Source organism: uncultured Shimia sp., assembly GCF_947498095.1.
Taxonomy (GTDB): Bacteria; Pseudomonadota; Alphaproteobacteria; order Rhodobacterales; family Rhodobacteraceae; genus Shimia.
Genome location: NZ_CANMJE010000009.1, coordinates 193176 through 206530 on the forward strand (window position 1 = coordinate 193176; position 13355 = coordinate 206530).

The 13355-nt window shown below is 55.3% G+C and carries 16 protein-coding genes and 1 tRNA gene; 8 read left to right on the forward strand and 9 right to left on the reverse strand.

Annotated features, from left to right (window positions below; translation table 11 throughout):
- Window positions 1-74 precede the first annotated feature (74 nt).
- The 3 genes from Q0932_RS15875 to Q0932_RS15885 are packed head-to-tail and all read left to right on the forward strand — an operon-like array spanning window position 75 to window position 2478.
- Window positions 75-1283, forward strand: a complete 1209-nt coding sequence (locus tag Q0932_RS15875) for an FAD-dependent oxidoreductase (RefSeq protein WP_299355281.1) — start codon at window positions 75-77, stop codon at window positions 1281-1283.
- Window positions 1280-1840, forward strand: coding sequence for a 16S rRNA (guanine(966)-N(2))-methyltransferase RsmD (rsmD, locus tag Q0932_RS15880; RefSeq protein ID WP_299355284.1), 561 nt, complete (start codon window positions 1280-1282; stop codon window positions 1838-1840). Before Q0932_RS15875 ends, rsmD begins: the two co-directional genes overlap by 4 nt.
- Window positions 1837-2478: an HAD family phosphatase gene (locus tag Q0932_RS15885; RefSeq protein WP_299355287.1), complete on the forward strand. Its 642-nt coding sequence runs from the start codon at window positions 1837-1839 to the stop codon at window positions 2476-2478. The genes rsmD and Q0932_RS15885 overlap by 4 nt, the downstream gene beginning before the upstream one ends.
- Here Q0932_RS15885 and map read toward each other — a convergent pair.
- The 9 genes from map to Q0932_RS15930 all read right to left on the reverse strand — a co-directional run bounded on the left by map (window position 2475) and on the right by Q0932_RS15930 (window position 8772).
- A complete protein-coding gene (gene map, locus Q0932_RS15890) occupies window positions 2475-3278 on the reverse strand; it encodes a type I methionyl aminopeptidase (RefSeq protein ID WP_299355335.1) in 804 nt (267 codons plus the stop codon). The two genes, Q0932_RS15885 and map, sit on opposite strands and share 4 nt — an antisense overlap.
- Window positions 3279-3353: 75 nt before the next feature.
- A complete protein-coding gene (locus Q0932_RS15895; protein WP_299355290.1) occupies window positions 3354-3938 on the reverse strand; it encodes a GNAT family N-acetyltransferase in 585 nt (194 codons plus the stop codon).
- On the reverse strand, window positions 3935-4330 hold the full coding sequence (locus Q0932_RS15900; protein WP_299355293.1) for a ketosteroid isomerase-related protein: 396 nt from the start codon (window positions 4328-4330) through the stop codon (window positions 3935-3937). Before Q0932_RS15900 ends, Q0932_RS15895 begins: the two co-directional genes overlap by 4 nt.
- A gap of 83 nt (window positions 4331-4413) precedes the next feature.
- Entirely contained in the window at window positions 4414-4869 is a 456-nt protein-coding gene (locus Q0932_RS15905) for a low molecular weight phosphatase family protein (RefSeq protein ID WP_299355296.1), read from the reverse strand.
- Window positions 4870-4874: 5 nt separating this feature from the next.
- On the reverse strand, window positions 4875-5354 hold the full coding sequence (locus Q0932_RS15910; protein WP_299355299.1) for a UPF0262 family protein: 480 nt from the start codon (window positions 5352-5354) through the stop codon (window positions 4875-4877).
- Between the two features lie 67 nt (window positions 5355-5421).
- Window positions 5422-6723, reverse strand: coding sequence for a histidinol dehydrogenase (gene hisD / locus Q0932_RS15915; protein ID WP_299355302.1), 1302 nt, complete (start codon window positions 6721-6723; stop codon window positions 5422-5424).
- Between the two features lie 134 nt (window positions 6724-6857).
- Window positions 6858-7337 carry a DUF2948 family protein gene (locus Q0932_RS15920; RefSeq protein WP_299355305.1) on the reverse strand — a complete coding sequence of 160 codons (480 nt, stop codon included), beginning with the start codon at window positions 7335-7337 and terminating at the stop codon, window positions 6858-6860.
- Entirely contained in the window at window positions 7337-8602 is a 1266-nt protein-coding gene (gene murA, locus Q0932_RS15925) for a UDP-N-acetylglucosamine 1-carboxyvinyltransferase (protein WP_299355308.1), read from the reverse strand. Before murA ends, Q0932_RS15920 begins: the two co-directional genes overlap by 1 nt.
- Window positions 8602-8772: a hypothetical protein gene (locus Q0932_RS15930; protein ID WP_299355311.1), complete on the reverse strand. Its 171-nt coding sequence runs from the start codon at window positions 8770-8772 to the stop codon at window positions 8602-8604. Before Q0932_RS15930 ends, murA begins: the two co-directional genes overlap by 1 nt.
- An 88-nt stretch (window positions 8773-8860) precedes the next feature.
- Between Q0932_RS15930 and Q0932_RS15935 the strand changes: the two genes are divergently transcribed.
- From Q0932_RS15935 to Q0932_RS15955, 5 genes are all read left to right on the forward strand, one after another.
- A tRNA-Thr gene (locus Q0932_RS15935) sits at window positions 8861-8935 on the forward strand.
- Between the two features lie 672 nt (window positions 8936-9607).
- Complete coding sequence (locus Q0932_RS15940) at window positions 9608-10582, forward strand: hypothetical protein (protein ID WP_299355313.1); 975 nt, start codon at window positions 9608-9610, stop codon at window positions 10580-10582.
- A 773-nt stretch (window positions 10583-11355) separates the two neighbouring features.
- Complete coding sequence (locus Q0932_RS15945) at window positions 11356-12267, forward strand: tyrosine-type recombinase/integrase (RefSeq protein ID WP_299355316.1); 912 nt, start codon at window positions 11356-11358, stop codon at window positions 12265-12267.
- 276 nt (window positions 12268-12543) lie between these two features.
- Complete coding sequence (locus tag Q0932_RS15950; protein ID WP_299355319.1) at window positions 12544-12732, forward strand: hypothetical protein; 189 nt, start codon at window positions 12544-12546, stop codon at window positions 12730-12732.
- 370 nt (window positions 12733-13102) lie between these two features.
- The gene (locus Q0932_RS15955) at window positions 13103-13309 is read left to right on the forward strand and encodes a hypothetical protein (RefSeq protein ID WP_299355322.1); all 207 of its coding nucleotides are present in this window, start codon (window positions 13103-13105) and stop codon (window positions 13307-13309) included.
- Window positions 13310-13355 lie beyond the last annotated feature (46 nt).

Sequence of the window (13355 nt, forward strand, 5' to 3'; positions counted from 1 at the left end):
TTGATTGCACTATCCGGATTCGTCGATATAGGGTCCAGCGTTGAATGGGCAATGACAAAAATCGGGAGGGTTCAATGACCCACGTAGTTGTGATCGGTGCGGGACAGGCAGGATCGTCCCTCGTGGCAAAACTGCGCAATGGCGGCTTTGAAGGACAGATTACGCTGATCGGAGACGAGCCGGTCCCGCCCTACCAGCGCCCTCCGCTTTCTAAGAAATACCTGCTTGGCGATATGGAGCTGGAACGCCTGTTTCTGCGACCCGAGAGTTTCTACGGCGACAACAACATTACCATGCGCCTGAACGAAAAAGTCACGGCCATTGATACCGATGCCAAGACGGTCACGGCGGGTGACGAAACTCTGTCGTATGACGAGTTGGTTCTGACGACGGGCTCGGCCCCGCGATACCTCCCGGCCGCCATTGGCGGAACTCTCGAAGGCGTCTCAGTCGTGCGCGACCTCAAAGACGTCGACTCGATGGCGCCCAACTTCACCGAAGGCAAACGCGTTCTGATCGTTGGCGGAGGGTATATCGGCCTTGAGGCGGCGGCTGTCGCGGCCTCGCGCGGACTGAGTGTGACACTGGTCGAAATGGCCGACCGCATCCTGCAAAGGGTCGCAGCGCCCGAAACCAGCGACTACTTCCGCGATCTGCACCAATCGCACGACGTAAACATCATTGAAGGCGTCGGCCTCGATCACCTCATTGGCGAGGGCCATGTCACGGGTGCAAAACTGACCGATGGCACCAAGTTAGAGTTGGATTTCGTGATTGTCGGCGTCGGCATCATGCCCGGCACCAGTCTGGCCGAGGCCGCCGGGATCGAATTGGACAACGGCATCAAAACGGATGCTCATGGCCGCACCTCTGTCCCCAATGTCTGGGCCGCGGGCGATTGCGCGTCTTTCCCTTACAAAGGCGGACGTATCCGTCTGGAAAGCGTGCCCAATGCCATCGACCAGGCCGAATGCGTGGCAGAGAACATCATGGGTGCAGGCAAGGACTATGTCGCCAAGCCGTGGTTCTGGTCGGATCAGTATGACGTCAAACTGCAGATTGCAGGCCTCAACACTGGCTATGACACCGTGGTGACCCGCAATGGCGACGAAGGGTCTGTCTCGTTCTGGTACTATCAGGGTGACACGCTTTTGGCCGTGGACGCGATGAACGCACCGCGCGACTACATGATCGGCAAGCGCCTGATCGAAGGCGGCAAATCCCCCGCACCGGCCATGATCGCCGACCCGGACACCGACATGAAAGCGCTGATGCGCCTGTGAGGATCATCGCCGGGCAATTTCGCGGCACGGCCCTTGCCAGCGTCGGCAAGGGTGACGCGGGCGCACATTTGCGCCCAACCACCGACCGCGTGCGCGAGAGCCTGTTCAACGTGCTGATGGGCGGGAAGTTCGGTGATCCGATCACCGACGCCATTGTGCTGGACCTGTTTGCTGGCACCGGCGCGCTGGGGCTCGAAGCCCTCTCGCGTGGTGCGACCCAAGTCACCTTTGTCGACGATGGCCGCAAAGCCACTAGCCTGATCCGCGAGAACATACGTCTCACGCGCAGCAAGGACGCGACTAAGATCATTTCCCGCGACGCAACCCGCCTGCCACCTTGCGAAGGTGAACCGGCGACCCTGATCTTCCTGGACCCACCCTATGGCAAATCGCTGGGGCAAAAAGCTCTTGAAAGCGCGCGCCAGCAAGGCTGGATCGCACCCGAGGCCTTGATCGTCTGGGAAGAAAGCGCGCCGCAATTCGCACCCGAAGGCTTCACTCTGCTCGACACCCGCAAATATGGCGACACCCATGTGACCCTTCTGGAGTTTGCATGATCCCAAAGCTGGTCATATTCGACTGCGACGGTGTCCTCGTCGACACCGAAGGGCCGGTCAATGAGGTTCTTGCCGCCAATCTTAGCCGTCATGGCCTGCCAATAACGCCAGAGCATTGTGAAAACCTGTTCATCGGCGGAACCGTTATGGACGTCTTTGACAAAGCCAGACGTCTCGGGGCAAACCTGCCCGACGATTGGATTGAAGGGCTTTATACAGAGGTCCTCGACCGGCTCGAGCAGGGGGCGGCAACCATTCCAGGCGTGCTGGACTTGATTGCCACGCTGGAAGACAGGGGCGTTGCGATCTGGGTGGCCTCTAACGGGCCTATGCGCAAAATGCGGGTTTCGCTTGGCCCCTCTGGCTTATGGGACCGGTTTGCCGGGCGCATCATGTCACGTGAGCAGTTCACGCCAAAACCGGCAGCGGATATGCCCTTACACGCGATCCGCGAAACCGGAGCGCCATTGGATCTGAGTGTGATGATCGACGATAGCGCACCAGGATGTCTGTCTGCACGCAATGCTGGTATCCGCTGTTTGGGCTTTGCCGAGCGCGGCCAGCACGACACACTGGCCGCAGCTGGTGCAGAACCGATAAACTCAATGAATGAAGCAGCGACCTTGCTGGGGCTTTAGTAGGTCGGGTGAAACTTACCCGATGGCGAGAGCGTAAAGATCTCGACTCCATCTGCCGTGACACCGACCGAATGCTCGAACTGCGCGCTGAGGGATTTGTCACGAGTTACGGCCGTCCAGTCATCCGCCAGTACTTTGGTTTCGGGGCGGCCAAGGTTCACCATCGGCTCGATGGTAAAGAACATGCCTTCTTCCAGCACGGCGCCGGTGCCCGGACGACCATAGTGCAGCACGTTGGGTGGAGAATGGAACACTTGACCCAGACCATGGCCACAGAAGTCGCGTACGACGGACATGCGGTTGCCTTCCACATAGGTCTGGATGGCGTGACCAATATCGCCAAAAGTGTTGCCGGGTTTGACCGCCTCAATGCCCTTCATAAGAGAATCATGGGTCACCTGAATCAGGCGCTCGGCCTTACGGTTCAGTTTACCGGCCACATACATACGGCTTGTGTCGCCAAACCAGCCATCGACGATCACCGTGACGTCGATGTTCAGAATATCGCCATCTTTCAATTTCTTGTCGCCGGGAATGCCGTGACAGACCACGTGGTTCACACTGATACAGCTGGCGTGTTTGTAGCCGCGATAGCCAATGGTGGCCGAGGTTGCGCCCGCCGCATCGACCTTTTCCTCGATCATCCGGTCCAGTTCACCCGTTGTTTGACCGGGAAAGACGTGTTCGGCGATTTCATCAAGAATACGCGCGGCCAGCTCACCGGCCTTGTGCATCCCCGCGAAATCCGCGTCTTCATAAATCCTGATCCCGTCCCGGGTCTGGCGGCCCTTGCCCATCATCTTGAGCTTGCTCCATAGAAACTTCATTGCCCGTTATGTAAGCCGGTTTTTCGCCAAGGACCAGAGGCCATGAAATCACAGGTCCCTGATCCAGAATTGCAGCGGCTTGGCGGTCTCACCCACTTGATCTATGTCTTTCCAGCGAAACCTGGCGAGCACACCGGGTAGGGGCGCATAACCCCGCTTGTGCCAGAACGGATCAAGCGGCGCATAGTCACTGGGCCGCAACGGGTGGTTCGCCGGCCTGACCACCCCACAAAATGCGCTTTTTACATACCCATGCGCGCGGGCGTGCTTCTCGCGCTGGTCAAAAAACGCATGTCCAATGCCCAACCCACGAAACTGTGGCAACAGAACAGATTCGGCGCAGTAAAAGATGGTGTCGAGGTCCAGCTCGGTTCCGTCAAAAGCTGCACCAAACTCATCCGCATGATCTGAAAGAGGCGCGCCAGTCGACGCGCCAATCAGGCCTTCGCCGTAAAAAGCCCCAACCAATACCGCGCGATCACTGCTGCGAAAGCTCTGCAAATAGGACCGTTCGTAGGCCAGATCGCCGTCATAAAGGTAAGGAAAAGCCCGAAACACCGTGATCCGCAACCGCGCTACATCGTCAAGGGCCGCCTCCAGGCCCTCTCCGGTCAAAACACGGCATTCGATCATGACACCTGCCGCATCCACTCGGCGAGATTGTAATAGGTCGTGACCCGGGTGATTTTGCCATCCTTCAGAGAAAAGAACCCACCGCCGGGCAAGCGGTAACTCTGCCCCTTTGCCTCAGGCAGATTTCCATCGGTCTTCAGATAGGTTCCGTTCACCGTGAATTCCGCCGCACCGCGAGTTCCGTCTGCGCTGGCCATCAACACTATATCGGTCAGCTCTTCCTTGTAGCAGGCGTTCATATGCCCGCAGAAATCCGCGAATGCCTCTTTGCCGCTACGCCGGTCGCCTTCGTTCACATCATGCACAAAGTCCTCTGACAAGCAGTCCAGCATGCCTGCCAGATCACCTGCATTAAAAGCGTCATAGTACCGTTGAATCGTGTCTCTGCTCATCGCACCCTCATGAGTTTCTGCGGGTCAGAGTAACTTGGAAAACCGAGGCCGCCACGCCGTTTGCGACGCCTTTGACAACAAAATCAGCCGCGCGGATCGCCCCAGCGTTCGGTTAGCCGGGCGATGATTTCATCGCGACTTTGTCGATACGCCATGAGCCGTGTCTCGCGGGTCTCGCCCACGCCGCACGGGTCTGAAATGGGCCAATACTCGACCTCAAGGTGGTAATATCGGGTCAGGTCCTGCACTTCACGGCGTGACGCAGGTGTCAAAGCCACGACCAGATCAAAGGATGACAGGTGGTCACCCCATTTTTCCATCTCTTCGAAACTGCGCGAGCGGTGGCGCGACAATTCCACGTTCAGTTCTTTGCACACCGCAATGGCAAAGCCGTCAATTTCCAAATCGTTCTTTATCCCGGCAGACTGCACATAGGTGTCTGATCCGTAGAACTGCTTCATGATGCCTTCGGCCATCGGCGAGCGCACTGCGTTATGATCGCAGCAGAACAGAACCGATTGAGGAAGATCCAGACTCACTTGGTTCACGCTCCGAAATGCAGCACGCAAATGAGGGTAAACAGGCGCCGCGCGGTGTCGTGATCGATTGTCGCCTTACCTTCCAGACGCTCTGCCAAAATGCGCGCGCCCTCGTCATGGATGCCGCGCCTTGCCATGTCGATGGTCTCGATCTGGCTGGGTGGCATGTTCTTCACCGCGTCATAATAACTTTCGCAGATCGCCCAGTAGTCTTTCACCACCTGACGGAAAGGCGACAACGACAGGTGAAACTCAGCCGCTTTGTCACCACTTTCAGCCGTCACATCAAATACCAGGCGTTTATCGCGGATCGACAAGTCTACGCTAAACGGGCCATCCGGCACCAACCGGTCATCCCGCTTGGGCAAGTCAAAACTGTTCTCTTCCAGCAGGTCGAACATGGCAACTTTGCGCTCTTGTTCGATCTCTGGCGTCGGAGGCGGGAGATTACGATCGTCGATTTCGATCTTGTTAATACGGGACATGGGACTCTTGCTTACTCTGAATTCCATCCTGACTAGCGGATCAAAGCAAGCGGGGCAACGCCAAGGATCAGTCGTTCAATGCCTTCAAGCGTGCTGTGACGGACAGGCCATGTGCTTCAAGACTTTCACTGGTTGCCAATGTGGCCGCTGCCGGACCAATCGCGCGCAAGGCTTCGGGCGTCATTTTTGACAGCGTTGTACGCTTGAGAAAGTCCATGACACTTAAGCCAGACGAGAACCGCGCGGACCGGGCCGTGGGCAATACGTGGTTTGGCCCGCCAACATAGTCCCCGATGGCCTCGGGTGTGTATTGGCCAAGGAAAATGGCCCCGGCGTGGGTGATCTGCTCGGACAACCCGTCAGGGTCCGCAACGCAAAGCTCCAAGTGCTCGGGCGCCACACGATTGGACAGATCCGCCGCCTGCTGAAGGCTGGACACCACGATGACCGCGCCGTTGTCACGCCAGCTGGCGCCAGCAATGGCACGGCGCTCAAGCGTTTCCAGCCGCTTGTCCACGGCCTCGCTCACGGCCTGCCCAAAGGCAGCATCATCCGTGATCAGAATAGATTGTGCGCTCTCGTCATGCTCGGCCTGGCTGAGCAGGTCCAGAGCAATCCAATCTGGGTTGTTGTCTTTGTCAGCAATCACAAGGATTTCGGACGGACCGGCGATCATATCAATGCCGACCTTGCCAAACACCCGCCGCTTGGCAGCAGCGACGAAGGCATTTCCGGGGCCAGTGATCTTATCAACCGGCGCAATTGTTTCGGTGCCATAGGCCAGCGCGGCCACTGCTTGTGCGCCGCCAATGCGATAGATCTCATCTACACCCGCCAGCTGTGCGGCAAGCAGGACCAGAGGATTGGCCACGCCATCCGGCGTAGGCACGACAATCGCCAAACGCTCAACCCCGGCAACCTTGGCTGGAATCGCGTTCATCAGAACCGAGGACGGATAGGATGCCCGCCCGCCCGGTACGTAAAGCCCCGCGGCTGAAACTGGTGTCCAGCGCCAGCCCAGCATTGCACCGCTTTCATCCGTCCAGCTTTCATCCGTTGGCATCTGGCGTGCGTGATAGTCCCGAATTCGGTCTGCCGCCAGTTCAAGGGCTGCGCGATCTTCGTCACTGACCTCGGCACAGAAATCCGCAATCTCCTGAGCGGAGAACGCCAAAGTTTCCTGTGTCAATTCCAGCCGATCAAACCGCGCCGTCAGATCAAGAACGGCCTGATCGCCGCGCGTACGCACGTCTTCGATGATCTCCGCAACAACGGCATCGACATCCGGGCTGTCTTCGCGCTTGGCCCCCAAAAGAGCGATAAAGCGATCTTCGAAATCAGGCGCGCTGGCATCAAGAAACTGGGGCATAAAGCTCTCCTTTAGGCGCTCAATACCCTTGCTGGACACGGGTCTCAACCCCGCAGCCACGGCTTCTTGTGGTTCTTACGTGATGCGGTCGAACAGGTTTGGACCGACCATGGCGTCAGGACAGGCCGCGCACCTTAATCCTGATGCTGAGGAACTTGCCCCGAGGGGGCCAGATAGGGGCGAGTCACATCTTTCAACGTCACCTCCAGCGCTTCGACTGACAAGCGTATTGCCCCATCGCCTGCAAGCGTTAGAATCACCTGCCCCGCGCCATCTTCACCGGGTTCGAAACTGACCGAGAGCAGAGACAGGATCGTATCCGCATCACCACGCTCAACGCCCTGAGACGCGACGGACAAAACCTGATCAACGACCAAGAGAGACTGAACACGTTCCGCAGCTCTGCCGCGCCGCTCGGCGGCAAGTGCGTCTTCCCAGCGAAAACGGTTCAGCAGCAGAGCAAACCGGCGCTCGCTTGCCCGCCACTGCATCTCGGACGCCGGGAAAATGGCGTCTTGCGCCAATGAGGACACAATCTGCAAATCCTCAGCATCTAATGCGCCAAGGTTCAGCGGCTTGTCACCACCATCTTCGAAACGTGCATCCGCTGCCATCAGACTTTTACCCGCTCAATATGGGCCCCTAGATTGCCCAGTTTCTCTTCGACGCGCTCATAGCCGCGATCCAAATGATAGACGCGGTTAACAACGGTTTCACCCTCGGCGGCCATCGCCGCAAGGATCAGCGAGACCGACGCACGCAGATCCGTGGCCATCACAGGCGCACCCTTTAACCGTTCAACACCGTGTACAGTGGCGGTGCCCCCCTGAACTTCGATCGAAGCGCCCATGCGGCGCAACTCGGGGGCGTGCATAAAGCGGTTCTCAAAAATCTTCTCTTCCAGAACCGAGGTGCCCTCGGCGGTGCACATCAGGGCCATCATCTGGGCCTGCAAATCCGTTGGGAAGCCGGGGAAAGGCTCCGTAACAACATCAACCGCTTTAACCCGGCCGTTTTTGCGGGCCACCTTGATACCATTGGCGGTTTCTTCGACGTGAATTCCAGCGGCATCCAGTTTCTCGCAAAAGGCGCTGACAAGGTTGATCCGCCCGCCAAGGCATTCGACTTCACCACCGCAGATCGCAGGGGCAAGCATGTAAGTGCCCAGCTCAATCCGATCTGTCACAACCGGGTGCGTCGCGCCGTGCAACCGGTCAACACCCTGTACTTCGATGCGGCTGGTGCCATCGCCTTCGATCTGGGCCCCCATCGCACGCAGACACGTTGCGAGATCGACAATCTCCGGCTCACGCGCGGCGTTGTTGATGATGGTGGTCCCTTTGGCCAGTGTGGCTGCCATCAGGATGTTTTCCGTGGCACCGACAGAGGCAAATGTCAGATTGACCTCTGCTCCTTTCAAACCTTTGGGCGCGGTGGCGTAAAGGTATCCGTCTCGTTGATCGATCTCGGCGCCCAGCGCTTCAAGACCGTGAATGTGCAAGTCCATCGGTCTGTCACCAATGGCGCACCCGCCAGGCAACGAAACCTCAGCCTGTCCCATCCGCGCCAAGAGTGGCCCGAGAACCAGATTAGACGCGCGCATTTTGCGCACGATGTCGTAATCGGCATGGGTTGAGTTCAGATCATGGCTCGACATCGCCAGAACTTTGCCGTCCTGCAAACTGCTGACTTCGGCGCCCAAAGACGCCAGCAATTCGCTCATCGTCTTGATGTCCGAAAGACGCGGCGCATTGGTCAATGTAAGCGGTTCTTCGCTTAACAATGTGGCCGGCATCAGTGTCAGGCAGGCATTCTTGGCGCCAGCAATCGGAATTTGCCCGCTCAACGGGCCATTTCCACGTACAATAATCGAATCCATCAGCTCTGCCCTTTGTCCTGCTCTGTGCCCTTGTTGTCCTCATCCACGGTGGCACGTGCGCGGGCCTGAGCCTTGCGACGCCCCATATTTGCCTTGAGAGCTGCCTTGAGCCGCTCTTCCCGTGCATTTGGTTTGGGCTTGTGTTTGTTGGGGTGCGAATTGCTTTGCATGACCTTTCCTTACATGAGCCTTAAAAAAGGGTCCAGATTAGGGTTGCAAGGGTCGCACTTTGAGTCTAAATCCCGCGCCACGACAGATGCTGTGGTAGCTCAGTGGTAGAGCGCACCCTTGGTAAGGGTGAGGTCGGGAGTTCAATCCTCCCTCACAGCACCATTTTCCTAAAAAAATCACAATACCCTCAAGCTATTAGAGATTTTGATCGGCTTCATATCCACCCTTTCGTCCACCCAATGAGCCTTGGGCGTGGCAATTTCCCATTTTATGACGAGCAGGCGGGCCTTTAAGGCAGTTGGAACATAGTCGCCTTTCAAGGCAATTGTTCAGTTACAGAACATTTGGGGTTTCCGGCGCGCCCAACTTCACTTCTATCTTAGGCGTCATTGCATTCTTCATCCTTATGCTTTTGTTGGTTTTTTTGATTTTAGTACATTTAGGATGCCAGCCCATTTCCACACTGCGCTCCCAATACGGCATCAAAGTACGCTAATGCCGTACTGTGACAAACAGATCCGATTCTGATAAACTCGGGCCGGTTCCGTCCTTTGTTTTTCTGCCCGTTATTTCCCGGTATGAACCGGGCAACTTCTGTGCGGCGCAACGAGATGTGGCCGCCTTCACCCCGTTTGCCCTCGCGCGCGCGTATTGGTCCCGAAAGGCCAGCCGGTACTTGTACAAGATTCCTACCTTTTGGTTTGCCGCTCGCTCGTTTTCGCTTCCGAGATGAAAACTTCTCTGGCGGCCACAAACCTGTCAGATTCGGCAATTATGTCTAAATCGGACCGAAGTATTGGCACATCTTCTGCTGCGCCTGAAAGGAAGATTAAAATGAAAAAGCTCTTGAGAATTGGGATGGCATCCCTGCTTTTATCAACATTTGTAGCGGCTCCTGCAGTGCTGCTCATGACTGCTGACTTTGCTATCGCCAAAAATGGAAATGGCGGTGGGAACGGGAACGGTGGTGGTAATGGTGGCGGAAACGGCAACGGCAGTGGTAATGGAGCCGATAACGGTAAATCGGGCGGAAAGGGCTTTAGCAAAAGTTCGAGCGCTAATGGTAATCGAGGAAACGGTAAAGGGAAATCCGGTGGCGGCATATTTGGCGGTGGGCTGAAAGGCGCACTGGGCGTCTTCGGCATCAAAGGAAAGGAAAAAGGTAACACTGGCAAAGCCAATGGCAATGCGGCCAAGACTGGAACGAAGACTGTTGGCAAAACAAAAGACCATATGCACCCCAGTAAACTTGGGAAAATCAACGGGATGATTAATTCCAGTGTGAATGCAAAGCTCGCCCATATCCGTAACGGAAATTACAATGGTACGGTTGGGGTTGCTGCGGCATTGGCGGTCGCTCAGTATAACGCGAGCCAACAGGAAGCACTTAGTCCGGAGATGGAAGCCTTAGCGGCGGCTGTTGCGCTTATTGGTAGTTATTCTGAAGATGCCAAAGCTGCCCTCGATCCCACAAGTGAAGAAGCTATTGCGTTAACCGCGGCAGAATCACTGGTTGACACTACAGACTCAACCACGATGGCAGCTTTGGCGGAAGCCCAGGCAGAAGCTCTGGCAGTTGAACAAAGCGTGACGGTTGCCCAAGCCGCCGTTCTAGCGAGCTACAAAGAGACCTTAGATCCGACGAGCAGCGAAGCCCAAGATGTGCTGGGCGCTGTGCAAGCCAGATTTCCTACCGACGCGGAAATAGAAGAAGCTTTATCTGACGGAGAAGAAGCGGGAGCTACCTCTGACGCCACCGTAACGAATGCTTCGGACGAAGACATACAGGAAACGGAAGAAAACGGCTAATATTCAACTGGATCAAGTGTGCGCCGCGTTTTTGCGAGTCTAGTTTTAGAAAATCAGTTCCGACGTGATGTGTCAGACAACAAATGGCGGGGCTTCGGCCTCGCTTTTCCTTTACAATTTCAGCCTACTTACAAGTTCTCTATCATCACATTGATGGCACATCGGGCTTCCCCCGCTCTTTCCCTTCCATCGCCTTCACGGCCACGTCCTAATTCACCCATGAAGATGCCCCCACTGAAGGGGAGCTTTGCCGAGGGGCATGTTGCCAATTAGAGCGGCTTGGATACTTGGTGAGTTTCAGGCAAGAAAAGCCCCGCCTCTGGGGGAGACGGGGCGCACTTATTTGAAATGCTTCACAAGGCCAAAAGGACACCGGCCATGATGTAACTTAACTAGGGAGCATGTCGTGAGTATGACGAGAATAAGAAGAACCCCGCTCGGGTGGGTCTGTAGGCCTATTTGTCCTTTTTAGGGACAATGATATACCCGCTGGCATGACAGGTTTCATGATGGCGCAACTTTACTCTTGCCTAGTGGGGTTGACGTTAGTTTGCTTCGGCATTTGCTTTTAAAGAAGTCTAACCAAGGTGGCTGCTTGTGCTTTTGGCGTTCTGGTTTTTTTGAGATTTGCTTTCGAAAACTTGGCGTAAATACGCAGCCGCTAAAGACGATTGGAGTTGGCCTCGTTCGAGTTTCTACGAAGGACAGGCATATGTGATTAGGGTAAGCTTGGGGCAGGAGGCGCGGGCCAAATCGAGACAAAGGAAATCGATATGCCTGAAGAGTTCGAAAGGGAAACAGAACGATTTCAAACCGCAGTTAAACTTCTGGAAGCACCGGCGCAATCTCGTCAGGAGTTGATTGAAGAATATCAACGCAGATCAGAGATAGCTTTCGCCGCATCAACGCGGAGGAACTACAGGCAGATAATTGCCAACTTCAAGAGTTGGTGTCAGGAGCACGGACATGACTCTAAACCACCGGTCGCCCCAAGAATTGTGGCAGAGTATGTTGAATACCAAGGCGGGAAAATACGACCCAATACCATAGAAACCAGGCTCTGGGCTATTTCGGAGTATCACAACGCGAACTTCTGTGCCTCTCCCACAAGGCATCGTTTGGTTGAGTTGGCTCTAAAAGGAGTTAAGCGCACTTACGGCGCAAGTACCAACCAAGTCCCACCGCTTTGCAAGCGTGAAGTGTTGGATGCAATCGAGAAGCTCGGACAGTCACGTCTAGAAACCAGGGACAAAGCAACCCTTTGGATTGCGTCCGACAGTTGGTGTCGTGCTTCTGAAATCGTCGCGTTCAAGGTGAAAGATGTCAACATGCAGGAAGACGGCTCCAGCCTGTTATTCATTGAGCGCTCAAAGACGGATCAGTTTGGAGAAAGAGCTTATGCCTACTTGTCTCCCGCTGGGACGAGGGCAGTATTTGAATGGATAAAGATGGCTGAGCTAAAGTTAAACGACCCCATCCTTACAAAGTCGCAGAAAGGCGGGAAACGGACCCCTTTGGACCCGGCAACGATTTCTCGTATCTTTCAGCGTTGCACGGGTCGCAAGGACGTTTCTGCGCACAGTACCAGAGTCGGCGCCGTTCACGATGCCTTTCGCTTGGGGTGCGACCTTAGTTCGATAATGGTGGCTGGGCGATGGCGCTCACCCGAAATGCCAGCGAGATAAGGCAACTTTGCTAAAAATTGATGGAAACAAGGTCGCCCGTGGCTGCGAGAGTTCAAGCAGATAACAGTTTTCAGCAGGACAGATGGCGAACGTTACGTGAAGATGGAAACAGTTCTGTCAAATACTGAGAACGTCCGGCCACTTTGGAAACAATCGCATTCAGTATCCAACTGGGGCACTATCGTTAGGCTCATCCCCATATTTGACTGACCTAATTTGGTGATTTGGTTCAATCATGCCAAAATGCCCATTAGGTTTAGTCAGTGGGAGCGTTCAATGTTGATGAAAATTGCAATTGGCGCAATTCTGGGAGCCTTTCTCGGTTATGGGATAAACGCAATCGGCATGAGCGTTGAATGGTTGCCTCGAAACTTTTCAACACTGGGTCGTGAAAACGAGGCACTTATCGTATTTGCGGGGGTTGGAGCGTTTATCGGCCTATGTCTAGGGGTAGTGGACCGCTAGCTGACATCTGCAAGCCTTCTCTCACGCCACTACAAATCCCCGCCGTCGCCACAGTCCCGCCATGACCAGCTGCCTATGTGTTTACATCCATTCCCCAATTGATGGATGCTTGAGTGTTATGGGGTCACCTTCTGTCCCGTCGGTGGCCCCTTTTTCACTCATCAGACCAAGGCCCACCCCGGCTTTTAGTTGCCCCATCGACAAGCGATGACACTTGGCAATCGTTTGGAAAATGAGCGTAAGCCTGCCCTCTGTGTTTCAGTTGATTTCAGGTTTAACCTTCTGACGTAGCGTCAATGTGAACAGTGGTTCAATCCCAAAAAGCGGTAACTAACTTCAAGTTATCCGGACCTAATTGGGGTAATTGAGAATGAAATTCTATCATTTAGTTGTCGTACTGGCTTTCGCTGTGACAGTGGCGGCGAGTGGTGCGCGCGCAGAAGCTGAAAGCACCTTTGTTTTTGACGACGCAAGATGGCTAACCTTACAAGAATTGAACAAGTACAGGGTGTCGTTGTATGATGATGTGACGGACGGTTGCTGGACTGAGCAGCCCTATCTGACGGGTCCAAGTTGATTGTTAGTGCATGATCGGCCTGGGTTCCATTGGTATGATGGTTTCC